This is a genomic window from Vreelandella rituensis, assembly GCF_003336665.1.
Classification (GTDB): Bacteria; Pseudomonadota; Gammaproteobacteria; order Pseudomonadales; family Halomonadaceae; genus Vreelandella; species Vreelandella rituensis.
The window spans coordinates 18,905-41,945 of sequence record NZ_QPIJ01000004.1 but is presented as its reverse complement, the minus strand read 5'-3'; the positions used below and the strand labels follow the sequence as shown (position 1 = coordinate 41,945).

The window sequence follows — 23,041 nt, the reverse complement described above, 5'->3', positions numbered from 1 at the left end:
CGGCCTAGCCGTCGGGCCGGGCATGGTCGATAGAGACGCCGGCAAAATCAGGATGCTCGATCAGCTCGGCAAGCACTGCGGTGGCAAAGCCGCCCCGGGGCAGTGAAAAAGCCAACTGCACCCTGTCACCTTCGATTTGCAGGCTGGGTTCAAGCAGGCGCATGCGCAATGCTCGCTGGGCACGCTTGACCCCAGCCTGGCACAAGCCTTCGCATAAGGCGCCATGGGTCCGTGACAACTGCTGCTCATAGCTGCCGGCCTGTCGTGTCGCCGGCTCACCCGTACCCCACATCGGCCCGGTGGGATGAATGTCCAGGGCCGCCGCTCGGTCGAGCAACTCAGCCGGCACCTCATCCACGCAGAAAATGCTTTGGGTGCCGTCCAGCATCAGGACATCACCCGCCACCGGCTGCGCCCAGTCACCCGCCTGCACGCGAGCGCCCAGCAGTTCATTGAACAAGAAACTGCGTGCCGTGGAAAGCATCATGCCTTGACGGTCGTCGCGCTTGCGCCAGCCGCGTGCCAGCAGTTCCCGGGCACGAAGCAGGTTGCGACCACCCGCCCCGAAACGTTGCGGCCCGAAATAATTGGGCACCCCCGCCTCGCACAATGTCTCCCAGCGCCGGGTGAAATCAGCGGCGGCGACGGCCTCTCCCGTCAGACACAGCGTAAAGCGGTTGGTACGATGCACGCCTCGCTTGAGCTTGCGCGGGTGGCGCACCTGTTCAAGCAGGATAATACCCAGTTCGGCCAACTGACTTTCCAGTGCCTTTGGATCGCCCTTGCCCGGCAAATGCACACTCAGCCATTGGCGGGTGACCGCTACCCGGTCCTTCATCCCTGAATAGCCCACATCGCGTGGGCCGACCGCGCACAGCCGAGCCAATATCCTGACCACATCCAGCGTGGTCTGGTTGCGTTTTTCCAGGCGCAGCCACAGATGTTCGCCGTGCCCTTCGGGGACGAAATCCAGCGTTTCCTCCACACGAAAATCTTCCGGTCGAGCGCGGTAATTGCCGGGAAGCGGAGGACCGAAGGCCGCATCCAATACCCGCGGCCAGCGCGCCACGACGGCGTCACTCATGCTTCACCTCGTAGTGTAGCCTTGCTTGCCAGCAGCACCACGGCCTCGGCGGCGATGCCTTCGCCCCGCCCGGTAAAACCCAGGCGCTCGGTGGTGGTCGCCTTGACGTTGACTTGCTCAAGCGTAGCGCCCAGGTCCGCGGCGATGGTTTCACGCATGCTGGCAATATGCGGCGCCATTTTCGGCGCCTGAGCCAGCAGGGTGGCGTCCAGGTTGAGCAGTTCAAGCCTCTGGCCTTGCACCAGCGTCACGACATGGCGCAGCAGCTCACGGCTGTCGGCGCCCTTCCAGGCCGGGTCGGTATCGGAAAAATGCGCGCCGATATCGCCCAGGGCGCAGGCACCCAGCAGGGCGTCGCAGATGGCATGCAGCAAGACATCGCCATCGGAATGAGCGACGAATCCGTGCGCGAAGGGTATCGCCACCCCACCGATCATCAGGTGATCGCCGGGGCCGAAACGGTGAACGTCAAAGCCGTGGCCTATGCGCATCATGAATTCCTCTGTTGAGCGGCCAGAATGGCATTCGCCAGGGCCAGGTCGTCCGGGTGGGTCACCTTGAGATTATCGCGCCGTCCACTGACCAGCCGTGGATACTGACCCAAGGCTTCCACCGCCGAGGCTTCATCGGTCACCATTAACTGATTGGCGCGGGCCTGATCCAGGGCACGGCAGAGCAATTCGAAGCGAAAGCCCTGCGGCGTCAAGGCATGCCAGAGCCCGTCGCGCGGCTCGGTGGCGCCACTGGCACCGCTGTCATCGGCACGCTTCATGGTATCCGCCACCGGCATGGCCAATAGCGCACCGGCCGGATGCATTTGCATGTGGCTCAGCAGCAAGCCGAGGTCGGCAACGCTGACACAGGGGCGGGCCACGTCGTGCACCATGACCAGATCCTCAGGTTCAGCTGGAATCGCCGCCAGCGCCTGCATCACACTGTCCATGCGCTCGCTGCCCCCGTCGACCCGCTGCCAGCGGGAAAACGGTACCCAGCCGGGGTCGAACCACTGGTCGTCAGGGTCAAGACACAGCACCAGATGAGCCTCGGGAAAGGCGGCGTGGAGGCGTTCAAGGGTATGCCGCATGATCGGTTTTTCACCCAGCGCAAGGTATTGCTTGGGTTTGGCGGCGGCCATGCGGCGACCCTGCCCGGCGGCGGGCACGATCAGCCATAAGGGATTTTTCATGATACCAGGGCCTTCATGGCAAGAGTTTCTGACCGGGTTCCACGACCAGGCCGGCGTTGATTTCCATCATCTGGTTTTCGATCGCAACGCCGGGCACCCAGAAAAACTGTTCATCGGTGCGCACCATGCCCATGTCACTGCGGGCACGCTCCTCGACGGCATCCAGACCGTTTTTCAGGTCGGAAACTTCGGCGGCCAGGCGGGCATTGCGTTCACGCAGGGGCTGGTTATGCGCTTCCAGTACGGCGACGCGCTCACGCACCGTCTGCAGATCCTGCCATCCGCCCTCACCCAACCAGAGCCGATACTGCAGCAGCGCCAGCATCACTCCAAGTGCGATCACCAGCCACTTGTGCATTGTGTCGTTCCTCCGCCACATAGTGAGGATTGAGGATGGCCGCGCATTATGCCACCAACCTGAACTAGCCGCGAACCGTTCCTGGCATTCATTGCTTGAACGGCAATGCCTTTTGGGCCGCTTGGCAGTAAGCCTCGATCTGTCGGCGCTCTTCGGCACAAAATCTTGCCACCGCCGTCGAAAGCCCCGGATGCGCCAGATAATGCAAGGAACGCAAACGGCGCGGTGCGAAACCTCGAATCAGTTTATGTTCGCCTTGAGTGCCCGGGTCGAATAGCGTCAAGCCGCGCGCCAGGCAATGTTCGATCCCTTGATAGTAGCAGGCCTCGAAATGCAGGCTGTCGGCGACGATTTCGCTGCCCCAATAGCGCCCGTAAAGACTCTGCGCCCCCTGCAGATACAAGGCCGCCGCCACCGGCTTGCCCGCCAGGCGGGCCTGCACCAGCAGTAGCGAGTCTGGCAGGCTATGTCGCAGCCGTTCGAAAAACTCCCGGTTAAGATACGGCGGGCGGCCACGCTCATGATAAGTGATCGTATAACAACGATAGAAGTGAGCCATCGCTTCGGCGGTGATGCCTTCTCCTTCGAGGCGCACCAGCTCCAGGCCTTGCTCGGCCACCAGGCGCCGCTCGCGGCGAATCGCCTTGCGCCGCTTTGAGGTCATCCGCGCCAGAAAGCCGTCGAAATCGCCGTATTGCTCATCGCGCCACTGAAATTGCACGCCATGGCGAACGATCAACGCCGGGCAAACCTTCTGCCAGGCTTCGACATCATCGTCATCCGCAAACAGCAGGTGCCAACCGGAAAGCGAGTCCTGATCGCAGGCCTCTTGCCAGCCTTGGGCCAACAGGCGCCGGGCGGCCAAGGGGTCGATATGCGCTGCCAACAAGGTGCGGGTACCGGGCACCGGGGTAAAGGGTACCGCGCTGAGCCCCTTGGGATAATACTGTCCACCGGCGCGCTCCAGCGCATCGGCCCAGCTCCAATCGAACACATACTCCCCATAGGAGTGGTATTTACGATACAGCGGCATCGCCCCCACCAGATTGCCGCCCTGCCATAGGGTAAGATGACAAGGTTCCCACCCCGTGGCGGCACTCACACTGCCGCTGGCTTCCAGGGCGTGCAGGAATTCATGACGCATGAAAGGCTGGTCAATGCCCACCAGCGTATTCCATTGGCTTGCCGTCACGGCCTCAATGGCAGGTACAATAGACAATGACAGTGGCTGCATGACACCTCCGGCGAACATTCAAACGGTAGATAACGCCTCGTCACTCTACACAAGTTTCAAAATCCGGGGTTCAAAAGCTGGATTTTCAAGACCCGGTTTCAAGCACTAGGTCTCAAAATCTAAGCTTCAAGATCTGAGTCTCGAGATCTAAGTCTCGAGATCTAAGTCTCAAGATCTGGGTCTCAATATTTGGATCTCAAAAACAAGGAGCGGGCATGACAGGGATACTAGACGAGCGATTCACCACTCAGCGCCATGCGGCCGACCTGGAACGCTATCCCGGCCTGGCGACTCGCCGTGACCGTCTGTCGCGTCTGGCCAGGATGACACGCCATCATCGGCAGGCCATCATTCAAGCCATTCAGACTGACTTCGGCCAACGCAGCGAGGCGGAGATCCGTCTGGCGGAAATCAGCGCTGTTGTGGATGCGGTGCGCCACGCGCGCCGGCATCTGCGGCGCTGGATGCGGCCCCGGCGGGCGGGGGTACCGTGGCGGCTGTTGCCCGCCAAGGCACGCGTCATGCCTCAACCCTTGGGCGTGGTCGGGATTATCGCCCCCTGGAATTATCCCTGGAGCCTGGCGTTGATGCCCGCCGTCGATGCCTTGGCCGCCGGTAACCGGGTGATGCTCAAGCCCAGTGAACACACCCCTCAGACCAGCGCCCTCCTGGCGCAGCTGATACCTCAATATTTTTCCGCCGAGGAACTCTGCGTGGTCGAGGGAGACACAGAGCTTTCCCGACGTTTCAGCGCCTTGCCTTTCGATCATCTGGTGTTTACCGGCTCGACTGCCGTGGGTCGCCAGGTGGCCAAGGCCGCCGCCGAGAATCTTACCCCGGTCACCCTGGAGCTGGGCGGCAAGTCACCGGTGGTAATCGGCGCGGATGCCGACCTCGGTCAGGCGGCGGCAGCGATCACCTTCGGCAAGGGGTTCAATCACGGCCAGACCTGCATTGCGCCGGATTACGTTCTGGTGGAAAGCCGTCGTCTCACGGATTTCATCAAGGCCATGAGCCATGCCATCGAGCATCAGCGCAGCGATAATTCACGCGACGCCACCGCCATCATCAACGAAGGCCATCAGCAACGCCTGACGAGCATGCTCGAAGATGCCCGCGATCACGGCTGCCGAGTGATTGAGTTCGGCGACTCGGCACCCGCGCTGATAATCGATCCTCATCAGTCCCTCGAAATGATGCGGGAAGAAATTTTCGGGCCCTGGTTGCCGATTATCGGCGTCAAGGATACCCAGGCCGCGATAAGCTTCATCAATGCACGCCCCCAGCCACTGGCGCTGTACGCTTTCACGCATGATAAGGCCACTCAGCGAGAGCTTGCCCATCACACTCGCTCCGGTGCCCTGGTATTCAATGAGACGCTACTGCATCACGCCATTCCCCAGCTGCCCTTCGGCGGGGTGGGCGAAAGTGGCATGGGCGCTTATCACGGCCGCCACGGCTTTGAGCGTTTCAGCCATTTACGTGGCCTGATGTATCAAACCAAGCGCCCGACGACTCGCCTGGTACGGCCGCCCTACCGGCGCTGGCTGCTTAAATTATTGGGCTATTGAGCGCCTTGAACCGCCAAAGATGGAGTTTCCATGCAGCCCCCTGACATTCCGCAAGACGAGAACCTTCGCCTCGCGTCTCTGCATGCCTTGCAAATTCTCGACACTCCCGCCGAAAAAGGTTTCGAACACCTTGCACAGTTGGCGCGCGAGTTGTTCGACATGCCGATGGCATTAGTGTCTCTGGTCGACACCGACCGTCAATGGTTCAAGGCACATCAAGGGCTGGGCATCCGCCAGACACACCGCGATATCGCATTTTGCGCTCATGCGGTAGCGTCCAACGATATCCTGGTGATTGGCGACACCCACCAGGACTCACGCTTTGCCGACAACCCTCTGGTCAGTGAGTCGCCTTATATTCGTTTCTATGCCGGTTACCCTTTACGCCCCCTGGATGATCAGCCGGTGGGCACGCTCTGTCTGCTTGACACACGCCCGCGCGGCCTTGATGCCCATCAGCAGCGGTTACTGAAAGGCTTGGCCGGACAAGCCGAAGAATTGCTGCGCCAACACCAACTGCGCCAACGCTTCGCCCAGGCCACGCTACGCTATAAGGCACTGTTCAACGGAAGCGCTACCGGCATCGTGCGTATCGATCGGGCCGGTATCATTCGAGCCATCAATCCTTTCGCTCTGAAGATGCTGGGTTATGAGCATGAGGACGTACTCGGTAAGAACGTGGCCATTCTCGCGCCACCCGACGTTGCCAGCACTCACGATGGCTACTTGCAGCGTTACCTGGCGGGAGGTACGCCGCGAATTATCGGACGCGGGCGAGACATCGAGGCACTGCACAAGCATGGCCATAGAGTGCCGGCTCATCTGGCCGTCAATGCCATTCACGACAATGACGGCCAGGTGAGCGAATTTATCGGGGTATTGACCGACCTTTCTCACCTGCATTTAGCCAACCAGCGCATCCAGCAAGAGCAAATACTGTTGAAGGTATTGCATCAAGGGATTACCGATTACCAAGCCCTGATGTCCGGTGAGAAGCTGTGGGATTTCCTCATGGAGGCACTGCGCGAACTGACCGATAGCCAATATTCGCTGATCGGTGAAGTGCTCACCACGGCGAAAACGCCCACGCTGAAGATTCATGCCATTACCGATGTTTCATTGATCGACGATTCCACCCTGCTGACGCCACAACCGCGCAACGGCAAGATGATCCTGAGTGACCCCGACTCCCTGCTGGGCCGGGTATTTACTCAGGGGAGGGTCGTGGCGAACGAGGCTGTCGACAAGCACGGCAACCCTCTCAGGTTTCATCCCGGCCATGCGCCGTTGAGCAACTACCTGGGCGTGCCCATCTATAGCGAAGGCCGAGTGATCGGCATGTTCGCGATCGCCAACAGCAGCAAGCCACTCGACCAAGCATTGATCGAGTGGCTGCAGCCCTTTACCGACACCTGTGCCTTGTTGCTCAATCTGTATCGGCAGATGGCGGAACGCGAGATGGTCACCTCGGCATTGGCCAAGGCGCGCGATCAGGCGGAAAAAGCCAATCAGGCCAAAAGTGAGTTTCTGTCATCGATGAGCCATGAGTTACGCACGCCCTTGAATGCGATTCTCGGGTTTGCCCAGCTACTCACCAACAGCAAGCGCTATCCGCTCAACCCTAAGCAACAACGCCAGGTCCAGCAGATCGAGAAAAGCGGCCGGCACCTGTTGGCCTTGATCAACGAAGTGCTCGACCTGGCCAAGATAGAAGCCGGCCACTTGGCGCTTTCACTCGAGCCGATCAACCTTGCCAGCGTGTTCGAGGACGCCTGCACCACGCTTGACGGCACTGCTGAAGCCGCCGGCATCAGGCTTTATCGGCACTTGCCCTCGCCACAGCTGCACGTAGAGGCGGATTACACCCGTACCAAGCAGATACTGCTGAACCTGATTTCCAATGCCATCAAGTACAACCGCGAACAGGGTGAAGTGCGAGTCACGTATCATCCCGAAAAGCGCCAGATCAGGGTCACCGACACCGGGCCGGGCATTCCCCTTGAACGGCATCCCGAGCTGTTCGAACCCTTCAATCGGCTGGATGCCGAACACGGCAAGGTGGAAGGTACGGGTATCGGCCTGGCGATTACTCGCCAACTGGTCGAACGGATGGGAGGCGACCTGGGGGTCGAAAGCACCCTAGGAGAGGGCTCGACTTTCTGGTTCACTCTGCCGAAAGTCACGGCCCTTCCCCTCAAGTCCAATGAGGATAGCGAGGCCGAGACCAGCCAGGCGACGCAACAGGCGCATGCCTTCGACCGGCGCCAGATTCTGTATATTGAGGATAATCCAGCCAATCAGCGCCTCATGGAAGATATTTTCGAGGACTTGGAAACGCTGTCGCTATGCACCGTTCCCAGTGCGGAAATCGGGCTCGACCTGATTCGCGCTCAGCCTCCTGCCTTGGTGATCATGGACATCCACCTGCCGGGAATGGATGGCTATCAAGCCTTGGCCCAGATTCGCCGCGATGCCACCTTGCGCCCCTTGCATGTCATCGCCCTTTCCGCCAATGCCATGCCTTCCGATATCAAGCGCGGCCTGGAAGCGGGGTTTGACGCCTACCTGACCAAACCGATCGATATCGTGGCGCTGCTCAAGACTTTATCGAGCTTGTTGAACACCCCGCTCGAAACGGTCTTCGATACAGAACAGCTAAAGAGAAGCGACGGGCCGGGAAAAGACGCATGAACTTCATCCAAAAACATCTGTTAATCGTGGACGATAACCCAGCCAATATCGAGCTGATGCTCGACCTGCTGGATGATCACGGCTTTGAAAATGTCAGTGGCCTGAGCGACCCACGCCAGGTACTCGCGCACTGTGAGAGACAACTGCCGGATCTGATCCTGCTGGATATCCGCATGCCGCATCTGGACGGCTACATGGTAATGGAACAGCTGCAGACACGCTTTTCCATCCATACACCGCCGGTGATCGTGCTTACCGCACAAATCGACCACAGCACTCGACGCCGCGCCTTGGAGATGGGCGTAAGGGATTTCTTGACCAAGCCGTTCCAGCACGACGAAGTCCTCCAGCGCATTCGCAACACCCTGAGGGTCGAGCATCGCTACCATGAGCGTGACCAACAGGCTGAAACCCTGGAACATATCGTAACCAAACGCACCCAGGCGCTGGATGAACAGACCCGTACCGACCCTATTACAGAATTGCCAAACCGGCATGGATTGAACCGGAAATTAAATGAAATCCAGTTGGCGGGTACCGGGGCTGGCGTCCTGTTTCTGGCACTGGACGGCTATGACGACGTCATTCGGCTGCACGGCTATCGGATAGCCGAGAAATTATTGCATCACCTGGGAGAAAGACTTCAAGAGACACTAGGTCAACGGCATATTCTGGGCATTTGGGGCGGCAGTGAGTTGTTGGTGATTTCCCCTTCTTTCCTCCAAGGGGAATTGCTTGCCTTGGCGGCACAGCTATTGAGCTGCTTTGACCATGATCAGGAAGTCGACGGTTTGTTATTACCCCTCGGTGTACGCATTGGTATCAGTACCGCCGAAGGAGCCTTCGACAGCGAGCGATTGGTGCAAATGGCCGCCCTGTCGTTGCCCGGCAGCCCGCATATGCGGGTGCAATGTCATAGCGAAAACCTGGAAGCCCGACAACGCCGACACCTTCACCTGCAACAGGCGATTCGCCACGCCGCCGAGCGAAGCGAGCTTTCACTGGTCTTTCAACCCAAGCTTACGCTCAACAGCAAGCGGGTCATCGGGGCGGAAGCCCTGTTACGCTGGAAGCATCCCGAACTGGGGCAGATTTCACCGGGAGTTTTCATTCCGCTGACCGAAGCCAGCGGCGACATTCTGGCGATCGGCAACTGGGTGCTGGAAAGCGCCATGAGCCAAGCGGTGGCCTGGCGCCGAGCCGGCGTGCTCGGCGGTGAGTTCAATATCGCGGTCAACGTGGCGGCGCGTCAGTTATCCCGCAAGGATTTTGCCAACCAGGTATTGCAGCGGCTGGAGCAATATCAGCTGCCCGCTCGCTTCCTTTCGCTGGAGGTCACCGAGTCAGGCTTGATGAGCGATCTCCATCATGCACGCCTGCAGCTTGCTCAGCTCTCAGAAGCCGGCATTGCGGTGGCGATCGATGACTTCGGTACCGGTCATTCGTCACTGGCCTATCTCAAGACCCTGCCTGTCTCGACGCTCAAGATCGACCGCGCCTTTGTCATGGACCTGGAGAAAAGCCCTACCGATCGGCGCCTTGCCGAAGTCATCACCCAACTGGCGCATGGGTTCAACTGCGAAGTGGTGGCGGAAGGTATCGAAGAAGTCGCTCAGGCCGACTTATTACTCGAGATGGGCTGCGAGATCGGCCAGGGATTTCTTTATTCCCGCCCATTGCCTGCCGAGGAATTTGTCGCCTGGTGCGATACCTGGCAGGCCGAACATTCCATTTCCGTCATGGAGAGCCTTGATGGCCCACGACCTGCTTGACCGCTTACGCCAACGCCTGGAAGAACTCAACCGCTCCGAGCGCAAGGTGGCCAACGTCATTCTCGACGACCCCACCACCGCCACCACCATGAGCATTGCCAGCCTGGCCCATGCAGCCGGTATCAGTGAGCCCACCGTCAATCGGTTCTGCCGCAACTTCGGCGCCAAGGGGTATCCGGATTTCAAGATCAAGCTGGCTCAGAGCCTGGCGGGCGGCACCCCTTACGTGACACGTGCGGTCGAACCCGATGACAACGCCGCGCAATATACCCAGAAGATCTTCGGCGCCACCATCGCAGCCCTCGATGAGGCACGTCGGGAAATCGACATGGAAGCCATCGAACGCATGGTGGATTACCTGACCCAGGCCAAGCAGATCCATTTTTTCGGCCTGGGGGCCTCCGGTGCCGTGGCGCAGGACGCTCAGCACAAGTTTTTCCGCTTCAACCTGCCGGTCATGGCTTACGTGGATGTGCTGATGCAGCGGATGATTGCGGCGGCTTGCCATACCGGCGATGTGGTGGTGGTGATTTCCTACACCGGGCGTACCCGTGAATTGGTGGATATCGCCCGGGTGGCGCGTGAAGCCGGCGCCGTGGTGCTCGGAATTACCGCACCGGACTCCCCGTTGAGCCACGAATGCACCGCCACGGTGGAGGTTTCCACGCCGGAAGATACCGACCATTACATGCCGATGACCTCACGCATGATTCAGCTGGCATTGATCGATGTGCTAGCCACCGGTGTCACCCTGCGTCGTGGCGAGGATTTCCTGCCCCATCTGAAAAAGATCAAGGACAGCCTGCGCGAGACACGCTTTCCGCCTGCCGGGGGAAGCTGACGCCATGGGGTATCGGAGCTTGTTGCGTGACCATCGTGGTCTTCTGGGCATCGCCTTTCTGGCGATGTTCAGCTCAAGCCTGGGGCAAAGTTTCTTCGTCGGCCTGTTCCAGGTCCCCATGGCCGAGCACCTGGGGTTGAGTACCGGTCAGTTCGGCACCGCCTACGCCTCGGTGACCTTGGTGGCCGGCTTTGCCATGTTGCGTTTCGGCCCCACCATCGACTGGATCAATCCACGCCGTTTTGCCGCTACCGTGCTGCTATTGCTGCTGGTCGGGATACTGCTGCTCACCCTTTCTCCCTGGTGGGGGCTGGGAATTCTGGGCCTGGGATTGGTGCGGATGTGCGGCCAGGGCATGCTCACTCATTTGGGCAACACCCTCGCCGGGCGCGAGTTCACCGCACTGCGTGGCCGCGCCATGGGGTTGATCAGCCTGGGCTTGCCTTTGGGAGAAATCGCCCTGCCACCGCTGGTCGCCTTGGCGCTGGTGTGGCTTGGCTGGCGTGAGTTCTGGTGGTTGATGTGTGCCTTGCTGGCGATCCCCTGGTTGTGGCTGTTAGCCAAGGGGCCCTGGCCCAAGGCACCGGGCGTCAAGCCGTCGCGCGCGCAACGCCGGCAAGGCCCCCAGCCGTTCAAGGACAAGCATTTCTGGCGTCTGTTGCCGCTACTCATGTCGCTTCCCGTCACCATGACGGGGCTTTTCATCTATCAGGCTCAGATGACCACGGCGCTGGGAAGCTCGCTGACCGTCTATGCATTGGCCTTGAGCGGCATGGGGCTGGCGAAGCTTCCCGGCGCCCTGCTCGGAGGGCGCTGGATCGATCGCATCGGCCCGGTACGTCTGGCGCGCTTTTACCTGTTGCCGTACGCCCTGGCGATGGGCATCGCGCTGGTCATGGGGGGAGATATCAGCGTCTGGGCCTTGATGGTCGGGGGCGGCCTGGCAATGGGCGCTCAAGAATTGGTCGCCACCGGGCTTTTGATCAAGCTATGGGGGAGTGAGCATCTAGGCAGGGTACGCTCGGCCTTGAGTGCCTCGATGGTTTTTTCCACCGGCATCGCCCCCGCCCTGCTGGGTATCGCCCTGGACGCGGGCCTGTCTTTTCAGATGATTCTGATGGGCATGCTGGGGTTTATCGTCTTGGCCTGGGGCCTGGCCCAAGGCGTTTTAAACACCGCCCGGCAGGCGGATAGACCAGACGAATAGATAGAAGGACTGACGAATAGCGAGTCAACACAAGCGAGCGCCGACGAACGTTTAACGCAGAATCAGCACGGGTACCGAGGCATTGCGCAACATGGTGGTGGTGGTGCTGCCGACCAGAAGATGGCGGATGCGTGAGTGGCCGTAAGCCCCCATTATCAGCATATCGATGGCATGTTGCTGTTGGTACTCTCGCAACGTGGCTTCCACCTCACCGGCCTTGATGGCGCCTTCGGCTTCATGACCGGCTTCACACAAGACCGCCAGTGCCCATTCCAGTTGAGAGCGATTTTCCGCGGTTTCCGCCCCGACGATCACCACATGGCAAACCGTACCGGCAAACAGCGGACTTTTGGCCAGCATTTCCACGCCCTTGCGCGCCGTCTTGCTGCCGTCGAAGGCCATCATCACATTGTCCGGACGCTTATAGTCGCGCGGCACCATCAGTATCGGCCGGTGCATCTCCCGTACCACCCGTTCGAGGCTCGAACCCAGATGCTCACTGGACTGATGCGCGGTTTCCCCGCGCTTGCCCATCACCAGCAAGCGAACCTCGTCCTGTAGCTCAACCAAGGCTTCCACCAAGGTGTCGTTACGCTGGCGGATGGCAGGGTCGGCAACCCCTTTCTCGATGGCGCGGTGCTTGGCGGCCTCCAGTATCAAACGGCCCTGCTCGCGGTTGACCTTGGCGCGCTGTTCCTCCAGTTCGGAAAGTTTCTCCAGCAGGTGTTCACGGGTACCCAACCCCAGGTTTCCCGATAAATCCGGTTCGGAAATTTGCGGATGGTTGTCGACCACATGGATAAACGTCAGAGGGGCTTCAAGCGCCAAGCAGGCCCAAGCAGCGTAATCACACACCCCTTCGGCGTACGGGGAACCATCGATGGCGGCCAAGACCTGGTCGGACATAACGCAAGACTCCTTGAAAGGGTGCAACGACGAATTATTGTTAATGACACATCGTTGTTAATGACACATCGTTGTGACCCTTTCTTTTTACACTATTAGCTCACTCGCCGATATCCACCGACCACCCCCTGCTTACTCAATACCCATTGCCATAGATGAAGTTCGCGTGCGCGGAAGGCACCGGCACAGCTCAAGAGGTAATAGCGCCACATTCGAAAGAACCTGTCCCCGTAGCGTTCACGAAATCGTGGCCAGTGCTCGACGAAATTATCGTGCCAGGCCATTAGCGTGTGGTCGTAATCGGCGCCGAAATTATGCAGATCCTCGACCACGAACAATTCATCCATGGCGTGGGTCATCTGCGGAAGAGAAGGCAGCCCCCCATTGGGGAAGATGTATTTATCGAACCATGGATCGGGCATTGTCCTGTGTCTGTTTTTCCCTATGGTGTGCAACAGGAACAGACCATCGTCTTTCAAGCATCGGTTGGCGACCTCCATGTAACGACGATAATTCTTGAACCCGACGTGTTCGAACATGCCGATACTTGCGATACGGTCGAATTGCCCCTCGATTTCCCGATAATCCTTGAAACAGAACTCCACCGGCAGTCCTTTTTTCATCAATGCCTTACCGTATTCGGCCTGCTCCCGCGAGATGGTCACGCCAACGCACTCCACGCCGTAATTCTCGGCGGCATAGGCCATGAAGCTTCCCCAGCCGCAGCCGATATCCAGCACTTTCATGCCCGGTTCAAGCTCAAGCTTGCGGCAAATGAGATCCAGCTTGGCCTCCTGCGCTTGCTCCAGGGTCCTTGCCTTGTCCCAATAGCCGCAGGTGTAGGTCATGCGTGAATCGAGCATCGCGGCATAGAAATCGTTACCCAGATCATAATGGGCCTCGCCCACTTCCCAGGCACGCCTGACACTTTGCAGATTGAACAGCCGGGCACGCAAAGCATGGCCGATCAACTTGCGATGACTCACCTGGGCGGGAATTCTTGCGCGCAGCAAGTGGTAAAAGAATTGGTCCAGCGCCTGGGCATCCCACTGCCCTTCCATATACGCCTCCCCCAATCCCAGATTGCCCTTTGCCAGAGCACGCTCGATCACATCACCGTCATGCAGCTGCATATCCCAAGGCTCATTTCCATTGATGTGAATCCCTGCATGTGCGAGCAATTGCTTTACCAGTTGATGAGAGCTATTGGCGGGGTCAAGCAAGGGAGGGGACTCGACAGCAGAGGGGATAACGTTTCTATCCAGACTTTCCATGTGGCACCTCGTTAAGCTGATTGTCGGTTGATGTTCACCTTGTGGGAAAGACACTGTTGGTTATTGAATGGGCTACTAGACAGGGTAGTCGTAGAAACAAAAACCGCCCTGTAAAGGACGGCTTTTGTTGATGCAGCGCTTGTTGACTTAGCTTTTAACTCAGGCTTTGGTTAATGCCGTCGTTATTAACGTAGCAGCAAAACAGGCACTTTGCTGCTACGTAACATGGCGGTCGTGGTACTTCCCACCAGCAGATGGCGTATGCGGGAATGACCATAAGCACCCATTACCAGCAGATCAATGCCTTGCTCTTGCTGATAGTGGCTCAGGGTCTCTTCAACCTCGCCGGCACGAATCACCCCCTGTGCTTCATGGCCGGCATTGCGCAAGATATCTAACGCCCATTCCAGCTGGGAATTGTGTTCGGCGGTATTCGCCCCCACGATCACTACGTGGCAGGCGATGCCCTGAAATAGCGGACTACGCGCCAGCATCTCTATGCCCTTGCGTGCCGTCTTGCTGCCGTCGAAGGCCATCATTACCGTCTCAGGACGCTTGAAAGTCTGCGGCACCATCAGAATGGGGCGGTGCATTTCGCGCACCACCCGCTCCAGGTTGGAGCCCAGATGGCCACTGGTTTGATGCCCGGTTTCACCACGCTTGCCCACCACCAGCAGGCGAACCTCATCCTCCAGTTCGACCAGGGTTTCCACCAGGGTGCCGTTACGCTGACGCGTGGTTGACGTGGTCACACCACCTTTCACAGCCCTGGCTTGGGCCGCTTCCAGCATCAACCGGCCCTGCTCGCGGGTCACCTTGGCGCGTTGCTCGTCCAGGTCGGAAAGCTCTTTCAGCAGTTTTTCTCGTGCGCCCAGCTTCAGGTTCCCCGAGAGATTATGTTGCGGCGTGGTTTGCGAGTGGTTATCCACCACGTGCAGAAACGTCAGAGGGGTCTCCAGCGCCTGACTTGCCCAGACAGCGTAATCGCAGACCCCTTCTGAAAACTGAGAGCCGTCAATCGCGGCCATTACCTGTTCGGTCATCTTGCACTCCTCATTGATTCAAGCATTTAGTGGCCGCCCATGAGTTTTTCCACCGCTTCGGGGTCATCATGTACCGCGTAACGGTCGACGATGGTGGCGCTGGCTTCGTTCAGGCCGACCAGCTCGACTTCGGTACCCTCACGCCGGAACTTGATCACCACCCGGTCCAGCGTCTGAACGGCGGTAATATCCCAGAAATGCGCACGTGACAGATTGATGGTGACCTTGTCGAGGCTTTCCTTGAAGTCGAAAGCGCCACCGAAATGCTCGGAGGAAGCAAAGAATACCTGGCCCACTACCTGATATTCTCGGGCACGGCCTTCATCGGTTGCCTTGGAATCGATATACAGGATATTGCCGACCTTGTTGGCAAAGTTCATGGCGGCAAGCAGCACACCGACAAAGACGCCGAACGCCAGGTTATGGGTGAACACCACCACGACCACCGTCGCCACCATCACCATATTGGTGCTCATGGGATGTTTTTTCAGGTCGCGGATCGACTCCCAGCTAAAGGTACCGATGGCCACCATGATCATCACCGCGACCAAGGCGGCCATGGGGATCTGGGAGACCCAGTCAGCGAGGAACACCACCATCAGCAGCAACGCGACCCCGGCGATCAGCGTCGACAAGCGGCGGCGACCGCCTGACTTGATGTTGATCACCGACTGGCCGATCATCGCGCAACCCGCCATGCCGCCTATCAAGCCGGAACCGATGTTGGCGATGCCTTGGCCCTTGCACTCGCGATTCTTGTCACTTTTGGTATCGGTCAGGTCGTCGACGATCGTCGCCGTCATCATCGATTCAAGCAGACCCACCACGGTGAGCATCAGAGCCGTCGGCAGGATGATCATCAGGGTTTCCAGGTTAAGCGGTACGTCCGGCCACAGGAAGATCGGCAGGCTGTCCGGCAACTCGCCCATGTCACCGACGCTGCGAATATCCATGCCGGTCAGCATGTAGACGGCAGTCAGTACCACGATGCATACCAGCGGCGAGGGAATGGCTTTGCCGAGCACCGGTACATAGGGGAACAGATAGATAATGCCCAGGCCGGCCAGTGTCATGGCATACACATGCCAGGTCACGTTAGTCAGCTCCGGCAGCTGCGCCATGAAAATCAGGATCGCCAAGGCATTGACGAAGCCCGTGACCACCGAGCGCGAGACGAAACGCATCAGATCGGCCAGTTTCAGGTAGCCGGCGATAATCTGGAGCACCCCGGTAAGCAGGGTCGCCGCCAGCAGGTATTCCAGGCCGTGTTCCTTGACCAGGGTGATCATCAGAAGCGCCATCGCGCCGGTGGCCGCGGAAATCATCCCGGAACGTCCGCCGGTGAAAGAGATGATCACACAGATGGCGAAAGAGGCGTAAAGACCCACCTTGGGGTCGACACCCGCAATGATGGAGAAGGCAATGGCTTCGGGAATCAACGCCAGCGCCACGACGATGCCCGAGAGCGTGTCGCCCTTGAGATTCGATAGCCAGGATTGCTTGAAGGATTGGATCATTTGCGGTTCCGTTGGGTTGTGGGGCGCCGAAATTCATACGCAGCAAACAGCAGGCGCATCGAGGCCCTCTGAAGAAGGCGAAGAGTATTGACGAGGCCGAGCCAAGTCCTTGGCGCTACTGAAATGCAGTCAACGATACGGAGTGAATCCATACGTCATTACATGGTTAAGCTGCTACATGGTTAAGCGACTAGGGAGTATCGATGAGCAAGGAATTACGCAAGGGAACTCCGTCATCGGAACGTGCAAGGCACGCGAGGGGGGCTTAGCGCTAGGGTGGACTAGAGGCGATCATCAAAGGGTCCAATCGTTGAACGGAGGTGGAATACCACGCCGAGATAATGAGACTTTAGTCTATTTATCTCGACAAGATGAAGGCGGATTCTAGCAGTAATCGCCGTTGAGTTCATCCCAAGCGTGGCCAAGTCGATAAAACAAGGTTTCGATAAAACAATATTTCTATAAAACAACGTTCAACAAACGGCACGTCCTTGCTTTAGCGTTTCTTGTGGGCTTTTCAGCGCGGTTATCCTGCTACGTTCAAGCCGACGCTCCATCAGCCCTTTCACCAACAGCGTACCCAATACTATCGCGCCACCCATAAATGCCAGTGCCGAGGGGCGTTCGGCCAATATCCACCATACCCACAGCGTACCGACCACCACTTCCATCAGCATCAGAAGCCCGACTTCGGCGGCGGGCAGGTATAACGGGCCACGCTGGATCAAGGTGAACCCTAGCGGTAAAAGTGCCAGACACAGCACCACCAGCCACACCATGCTCTCGGGAGAAGGCACCGTCAGCGATGCTCCGAAACCACTGATAACGAACGCCACCAATGCCACGATCAGCCCTGCCAGGGTCAGCATCGGGCTCATATCGACACCCGGGCGAGTACGGCATAAGGTGAAATTGGCGGCCAAAGCAGTCGCTGCCAACAAAGCAAAACCATTGCCTATCCAGGAACCGGCTCCGGCATCGTCGAGTACGATCAAGGAGGTTCCCAATAGACACAAGAAGATAGCCACCCAGGTTCGCCGAGGCAGATGTTCCTTTAGAAACATTCGGGAAAGTACCGCGGCTATCAACGGCGCACTGGCCAGAATAATCAGTACATTGCCGCCCTTGGTGTACTGGTTTCCCAGCACGAAACCGAAAGTCGAGAAACTGAAAAGCACGGCCACGCCGATCCCGGTCATGCCGCAACGCCGATAAGCGTCAAAAAACCCCGCCCGATGCCGGGCATAGACAATCAAGGAGAACCCCAGGGCTGTGAGCAACCCTCGCCACAGCAGGATATCCTGGTCCGGCAGGGCGATCAGCTTGATCAATAGTGCATCAGGGGAAATTATCAGCGCACCGCCGGCGGTCATCAACCACCCTTGCTGGCGGCGCGAAAGCGCCTGGCTCATTGTTCCGGTGTCGTCTTGCGGGCGTCAGCGTGCTGTTTCATGTCTCTGAATACCTCCATGACATCCATGGGCAACGGGAAAAAGATCGTCGAGGAATTACGTGTACTCATGTCGCTCATGGTCTGGAGGTAACGCAGTTGCAAGGCAGCAGAGTTTTCCGACATCACATTGGCCGCCTCGACCAGTTTCTTTGATGCCTGAAGCTCACCTTCGGCATGAATCACCTTGGCACGCCGCTCACGCTCGGCTTCAGCCTGGCGGGCAATCGCCCGGATCATGCTCTCATCCAGGTCGACGTGCTTGATCTCCACGTTGGCGACCTTGATGCCCCAGGCTTCCGTCTGAATGTCGAGAATCTCTTGAATGTCATCGTTGAGCTTATCCCGCTCGGACAGCATTTCGTCCAGGTCATGCTTACCCAGAACCGAGCGCAGCGTGGTCTGGGCCAGTTGGCTGGTGGCCACGGTGAAATTTTCCACCTGAATAATCGCCTTTTCCGGGTCGACCACGCGAAAATACAGCACCGCATTGACCTTTACCGTGACGTTATCCTTGGAAATCACATCCTGTTCAGGCACGTCCATGGTAACGGTGCGCAGATCCACCACATCCACTTTCTGAATGCCCGGCACGATAAAGAACAGCCCCGGCCCCTTGACCGTCTGAAAGCGACCCAGGAAGAACACCACCCCGCGTTTGTACTCGGGCAAGATACGAATCGAGGCCGCTATCAGCATCAACAGCAGAACGACCGGTACTAGATAGGAAATGATCATGTCTTGGCTCCTCGCTGATTGACTGCTTCCTGCTTGCTTGAAGAACATCTGCTCGCTTGTTTCACGCCGGCTCGACATGCAGCGTCAAGCCCTCGACGCGAACCACTTTAACTGTCTGGCCCTGGCTCAGCGGCGTTTGACTTCGCGCATGCCAGCGCTCGCCTTCCAGGCGTACATAGCCATGCTCTTCAAAGTCCTTCAGCACTACCGCCTCATGGCCGACCAACTGTTCCTGGCCGGTATGCGCCGGTTGTCGCTTGAGCCCGATGAAGCGTGTTGCCGTCCACAGCATCACCGCTGCGGCCAGCAACGCCACCCCAGCGATCATGGGCAACGAGACACGTAAATTTTCAGCATCCATCAATATGATGGAGCCGAACACGAAGGCCGCAATGCCTCCAACGCCCAAAATACCGAAGCTAGGCATCAGGGCTTCACCCACGATCAATCCCAGCCCGACCACTATCAGTGCTAGCCCCGCGTAGTTGATAGGCAACACTTGAAAAGCAAACAACGCTAATAGCAGACAGATGATACCGATGGTGCCGGGAAACAGGCTGCCGGGGCTGGAAAGCTCGAAGAGCAACCCATAAAACCCAATAATCATCAGAAAATAGGCGATGTTGGGGTTGGTGATAATCGCCAGCAATTGGGTACGCCAATCCGGGTCGAAACGATCAATCGCAAGACCCGCGGTTTGCAGAATACGCTCACCGTCATGCATGACCACTTCACGACCGTCAATTTTCGCCAGTAGCTCCGACAAGTCGTTTGCCACCACATCGATCACCTCTTGTTCCAGCGCTTCGCTTGCGGTCAGGTTGACGGCTTCGCGCACGGCTTGCTCCGCCCAGTCGGCATTACGTCCGTGGCGCTCGGCCAGGCTGCGAATGAAGCTGACGGCATCTTCCAGCACCTTACGTTCCATGGCGTCACCGCCTCGGCGGGGTGTATCGGTCGGGGTATCCTCATCGCCCGTGGCATCATCCTCAAGGTCACCCTCATCGGGCCGCTCGCTCATGCCGGGAAGGCCCCCACCCATCTGAATCGGCGTGGCGGAACCCAGGTGGGTCGCGGGCGCCATCGCTGCCACATGGCTGCCATAAAGCAGGTAAGTCCCGGCACTGGCCGCTCTTGCCCCGCTGGGCGAGACATACATCACCACTGGAATATCCGACCCCAGCATTTCCCGAATCATGTCCCGGGTAGTTTCCACCAAGCCGCCGGGGGTATCGAGCTGCACGATCATCACCTCACTGCCCCGTTCCCGGGCAGTTCGCAAGCCACGCTCGAAATAATCCTTGGTCGCGGGGCCGATTGCCCCTTCCACCGTCAAAAGTAGCGCCTGGCGCTCAGCTGTTTGAGTTTGAGCGAGCGCTTGCCAAGCCAGCAGGATGGTACCCAGTAACAGGAAGCCCAAGGAAATCGAAAAAATCCTGAGAACATGCGTCCTGAACGTCATGATGACTCTCCCTGCATACGCTTAGGCTTACAGCACAGCCTAGCAGGTGAACACCATCCCACCCAGATCTCGTGCTCGGTCGTCACATGTCAGATTGACGCATGTTAAGACGACACATGTTAAGCCCTATGCAGAATGTGAGCTGACGGTGTCTTTCGTTACCATGGGCTGGGCTGGACTGGACGTCGCCCGGGAAATCGCCAATCTTCGAAGCGGTACACAGCTCGGCACCCGATATTGCCGGCAAGAACATGGCCAACCCCTGCGCCTTGTTGCTCGCGGCAGCCGACATGCTCGACCACCTGGGCATGGTGGAAAAAGGCAGCGCCATCCGGGCGGCCATTCGTACCGTGCTGGAAACGCGGCGCGACATGGTCACCGCGGATATGGGAGGCAGCGGTACCACGTAAACCTTCGCCGAGGCACTCGTAACCGAATTAAGTAGCTGAAGTGGCGAAACTGAAGTAGCGCACTTGAGATCACCCAATTGAAATAGCACAGCATCGCATCGTGAGGCACCGTTGTGACCCACGATGCGGGCACCAAAACTCTTCCTTGAATTACTCTTCCTTGAATACCCCTCTATCAAAAACCTCAAACTTTTTAGTTAAAAATAATGATTTTTAACTAACCAAAAAGTTTAGCTATACAGAAAAATAAATAACTTCCTTAAAATACAACAATGAAACAATTAATAAATAGCCAAAACAGGAAGTTCCAACACCCCTTCTCCCTGCATCTCTTTATTTATCTTTCTTTACAGCCTTTTAATTAATCTAAATTATAGTGCCCCCTGCTTAGCCAACCTATGATTATTCGACTATACCTGTGTACTAGCGCTTTTCGACGCAGAGCCTATGGCAGGATTGCCAAACGCAGGATGCATAGTGAAATCAGCATTAAACGATGCCTAGCCTACTAACTAATAGGCATCGTCGACCATGATAACTCCAGGGAGGTCAAACATGGGCAATGTGGCTTTGCATGACATTACCACCACTAAACGTAATCTAAACCCAAGCATCTCGGATGATGTCGTACAAATTGACTCAAGTGCCATTGATGCCCCTATTGCTACTTCCCCGGTTGCTATTGCCCCTCTTACTAGTGAGGGGCCTGTTCGCGAAGCTCTAAAGCATGGTTATCAAGAGCACGGTACTCGAAAGCACAGCAAGAGCATTGTTAACCGCAACGTTAAACAACCGCCTGAAAAGACGCTTGAATCTCCCCAACGGATACTTTTTGTCACGTCCGAGATTGCCGATTTCGTCAAGGTCGGGGGACTGGGCGATGTCTCCTCGGCACTACCTAGAGCGCTCGCAACGCATCATGACGTAAGAGTGTTGATTCCCGCTTACCGAGAAATGATTGAATCCGAACATCAGATCGAACCGGTGGGTCATCTGGCCGCATTTGCGGGTCTACCGGCCTGCGATATCGGAAAAATCACCTGTGACGACGGCCTGATCATCTATGTGCTGTTGTGTCCCGAGCTTTATCAACGTGAAGGCACGCCCTACGGTAGGGGTTCGAGCGGCTATGGCGATGGACAGGATGAAGGCTGGGATGACAATGACATCCGCTTCGCCAGATTGTCCCGTGCCGCCGCGGATATCGCCCTGGGCAATGCCGGCCTGGGCTGGCAGCCGCAACTGTTGCACCTCAACGATTGGCAGTGCGGCCTGACGGCGGGCTATCTGCACTGGCAGGGAGCGTCGGTGCCCAGCGTATTCACCATCCACAACCTCGCCTATCAAGGCCTATTCGATGCCTCGCGTTGCGAAATGCTGGGCATTCCCGAAGAGGCGTTTCATATCGAAGGGGTCGAGTTTTACGGCAACCTTTCTTTCATGAAAGCCGGGATCGTCTATGCGTCGCACGTCACCACCGTCAGCGCGACCTACGCCCAGGAGATCACCACACCTGACTTCGGCTGCGGGCTGGATGGTCTACTGCGCTGCAAGGCGGAGGCTGAGCAGTTGTGCGGCATTCCCAACGGAATTGACGATTCCTGGGATCCGCGTACCGACATCCACCTTGCCCAGGCTTTCTCCTACAACGACTGGCGAGGCAAGCGCGTCAACGCCGATTACGCAAGACGCCACTTCGGCCTGGCGGCTGGGCAAGGCCCCTTGTTTGCCGTGGTGTCTCGCCTGGTACATCAAAAGGGGCTGGACCTGACCATAGAGGCGGCCAAGACCATCGTTCATGCGGGTGGCCAGATCATTTTCATGGGCTCTGGCGAGCACCACGTGGAAGAGGCACTACGCAAGCTGGCAGCACGTTTTCCGGGCGCCATCGCCGCCTATATCGGTTTCGATGAGTATCAAGCCCGCTGCCTCTTTGCCGGCAGTGACTTTCTGCTGATGCCTTCACGGTTCGAACCATGCGGTCTGAGCCAGATGTATGCCCAACGTTTCGGTTCATTACCCATCGCCTACCGTACCGGCGGCCTGGCCGACACCATCGAGGATGGCGTGACCGGCTTCTTGTTCAATGACATGGAGTTCAGCAGTTACATGAAATCCATTCAGCGAGCCTTCACCGTTTTCAAGTCGACCGAGCTGTTCAATGCCATGCGCGGCGCCGCCATGATGGGCCGCTATCACTGGCGGCAGTCGATCGAGCCTTATAACAGGCTGTACCAGCAGGTGCTCGAAAAGCAAGGCGAAAAGACGCAAGTGATCCACTGAAGAGATGAGATGAG

18 protein-coding genes and 1 pseudogene are annotated in these 23,041 nt (G+C 57.9%); 7 read left to right on the top strand and 12 right to left on the bottom strand.

The window, feature by feature from the left end; translation table 11 throughout:
- Positions 1-4: 4 nt before the first annotated feature.
- The 5 genes from truD to DU506_RS03545 all read right to left on the bottom strand — a co-directional run bounded on the left by truD (position 5) and on the right by DU506_RS03545 (position 3,862).
- Positions 5-1,084 (bottom strand): tRNA pseudouridine(13) synthase TruD, encoded by a 1,080-nt coding sequence (gene truD, locus DU506_RS03565; RefSeq protein ID WP_114485583.1) that lies wholly within the window; start codon positions 1,082-1,084, stop codon positions 5-7.
- Positions 1,081-1,575 (bottom strand): 2-C-methyl-D-erythritol 2,4-cyclodiphosphate synthase, encoded by a 495-nt coding sequence (gene ispF, locus DU506_RS03560; protein ID WP_114485582.1) that lies wholly within the window; start codon positions 1,573-1,575, stop codon positions 1,081-1,083. The genes truD and ispF overlap by 4 nt, the downstream gene beginning before the upstream one ends.
- Positions 1,575-2,270 carry a 2-C-methyl-D-erythritol 4-phosphate cytidylyltransferase gene (ispD, locus tag DU506_RS03555; protein WP_114485581.1) on the bottom strand — a complete coding sequence of 232 codons (696 nt, stop codon included), beginning with the start codon at positions 2,268-2,270 and terminating at the stop codon, positions 1,575-1,577. Before ispD ends, ispF begins: the two co-directional genes overlap by 1 nt.
- A 13-nt stretch (positions 2,271-2,283) precedes the next feature.
- Entirely contained in the window at positions 2,284-2,628 is a 345-nt protein-coding gene (gene ftsB, locus DU506_RS03550; RefSeq protein WP_114485580.1) for a cell division protein FtsB, read from the bottom strand.
- An 88-nt stretch (positions 2,629-2,716) separates the two neighbouring features.
- Positions 2,717-3,862 carry a GNAT family N-acetyltransferase gene (locus tag DU506_RS03545; protein ID WP_114485579.1) on the bottom strand — a complete coding sequence of 382 codons (1,146 nt, stop codon included), beginning with the start codon at positions 3,860-3,862 and terminating at the stop codon, positions 2,717-2,719.
- 215 nt (positions 3,863-4,077) lie between these two features.
- Here DU506_RS03545 and DU506_RS03540 point away from each other — a divergent pair, with 215 nt between their 5' ends.
- Genes DU506_RS03540 through DU506_RS03520 form a run of 5 tightly spaced genes read left to right on the top strand, consistent with a single transcriptional unit; the run spans position 4,078 to position 11,944 of the window.
- Positions 4,078-5,433, top strand: coding sequence for a coniferyl aldehyde dehydrogenase (locus tag DU506_RS03540; RefSeq protein WP_114485578.1), 1,356 nt, complete (start codon positions 4,078-4,080; stop codon positions 5,431-5,433).
- Between the two features lie 30 nt (positions 5,434-5,463).
- Positions 5,464-8,124, top strand: coding sequence for an ATP-binding protein (locus DU506_RS03535; RefSeq protein WP_114485577.1), 2,661 nt, complete (start codon positions 5,464-5,466; stop codon positions 8,122-8,124).
- Entirely contained in the window at positions 8,121-9,896 is a 1,776-nt protein-coding gene (locus DU506_RS03530; protein WP_114485576.1) for a putative bifunctional diguanylate cyclase/phosphodiesterase, read from the top strand. The genes DU506_RS03535 and DU506_RS03530 overlap by 4 nt, the downstream gene beginning before the upstream one ends.
- Positions 9,877-10,737 (top strand): MurR/RpiR family transcriptional regulator, encoded by an 861-nt coding sequence (locus DU506_RS03525; RefSeq protein ID WP_114485575.1) that lies wholly within the window; start codon positions 9,877-9,879, stop codon positions 10,735-10,737. The genes DU506_RS03530 and DU506_RS03525 overlap by 20 nt, the downstream gene beginning before the upstream one ends.
- Positions 10,738-10,741: 4 nt before the next feature.
- On the top strand, positions 10,742-11,944 hold the full coding sequence (locus DU506_RS03520; RefSeq protein WP_114485574.1) for an MFS transporter: 1,203 nt from the start codon (positions 10,742-10,744) through the stop codon (positions 11,942-11,944).
- Positions 11,945-11,995: 51 nt separating this feature from the next.
- On the opposite strand, the gene DU506_RS03515 is transcribed toward DU506_RS03520, so the two are convergent.
- From DU506_RS03515 to DU506_RS03485, 7 genes are all read right to left on the bottom strand, one after another.
- Entirely contained in the window at positions 11,996-12,850 is an 855-nt protein-coding gene (locus DU506_RS03515; protein ID WP_114485573.1) for a universal stress protein, read from the bottom strand.
- 95 nt (positions 12,851-12,945) lie between these two features.
- Entirely contained in the window at positions 12,946-14,124 is a 1,179-nt protein-coding gene (gene cfa, locus DU506_RS03510) for a cyclopropane fatty acyl phospholipid synthase (protein ID WP_114485572.1), read from the bottom strand.
- A 185-nt stretch (positions 14,125-14,309) separates the two neighbouring features.
- Positions 14,310-15,167, bottom strand: coding sequence for a universal stress protein (locus DU506_RS03505; protein WP_114485571.1), 858 nt, complete (start codon positions 15,165-15,167; stop codon positions 14,310-14,312).
- Between the two features lie 26 nt (positions 15,168-15,193).
- Positions 15,194-16,684: a SulP family inorganic anion transporter gene (locus DU506_RS03500; RefSeq protein ID WP_114485570.1), complete on the bottom strand. Its 1,491-nt coding sequence runs from the start codon at positions 16,682-16,684 to the stop codon at positions 15,194-15,196.
- 473 nt (positions 16,685-17,157) lie between these two features.
- A complete protein-coding gene (locus DU506_RS03495; protein WP_114485569.1) occupies positions 17,158-18,096 on the bottom strand; it encodes a DMT family transporter in 939 nt (312 codons plus the stop codon).
- Entirely contained in the window at positions 18,093-18,872 is a 780-nt protein-coding gene (locus DU506_RS03490) for a slipin family protein (protein WP_114485568.1), read from the bottom strand. The genes DU506_RS03495 and DU506_RS03490 overlap by 4 nt, the downstream gene beginning before the upstream one ends.
- A 61-nt stretch (positions 18,873-18,933) precedes the next feature.
- Positions 18,934-20,334, bottom strand: a complete 1,401-nt coding sequence (locus DU506_RS03485) for an NfeD family protein (protein WP_114485567.1) — start codon at positions 20,332-20,334, stop codon at positions 18,934-18,936.
- Positions 20,335-20,528: 194 nt separating this feature from the next.
- On the opposite strand from DU506_RS03485, the pseudogene DU506_RS03480 reads away from it, so the two are divergent.
- Positions 20,529-20,744: pseudogene (locus DU506_RS03480) on the top strand (isocitrate/isopropylmalate family dehydrogenase); the annotation flags it as partial.
- Positions 20,745-21,299: 555 nt separating this feature from the next.
- On the top strand, positions 21,300-23,027 hold the full coding sequence (gene glgA, locus DU506_RS03475) for a glycogen synthase GlgA (RefSeq protein WP_235825422.1): 1,728 nt from the start codon (positions 21,300-21,302) through the stop codon (positions 23,025-23,027).
- Positions 23,028-23,041 lie beyond the last annotated feature (14 nt).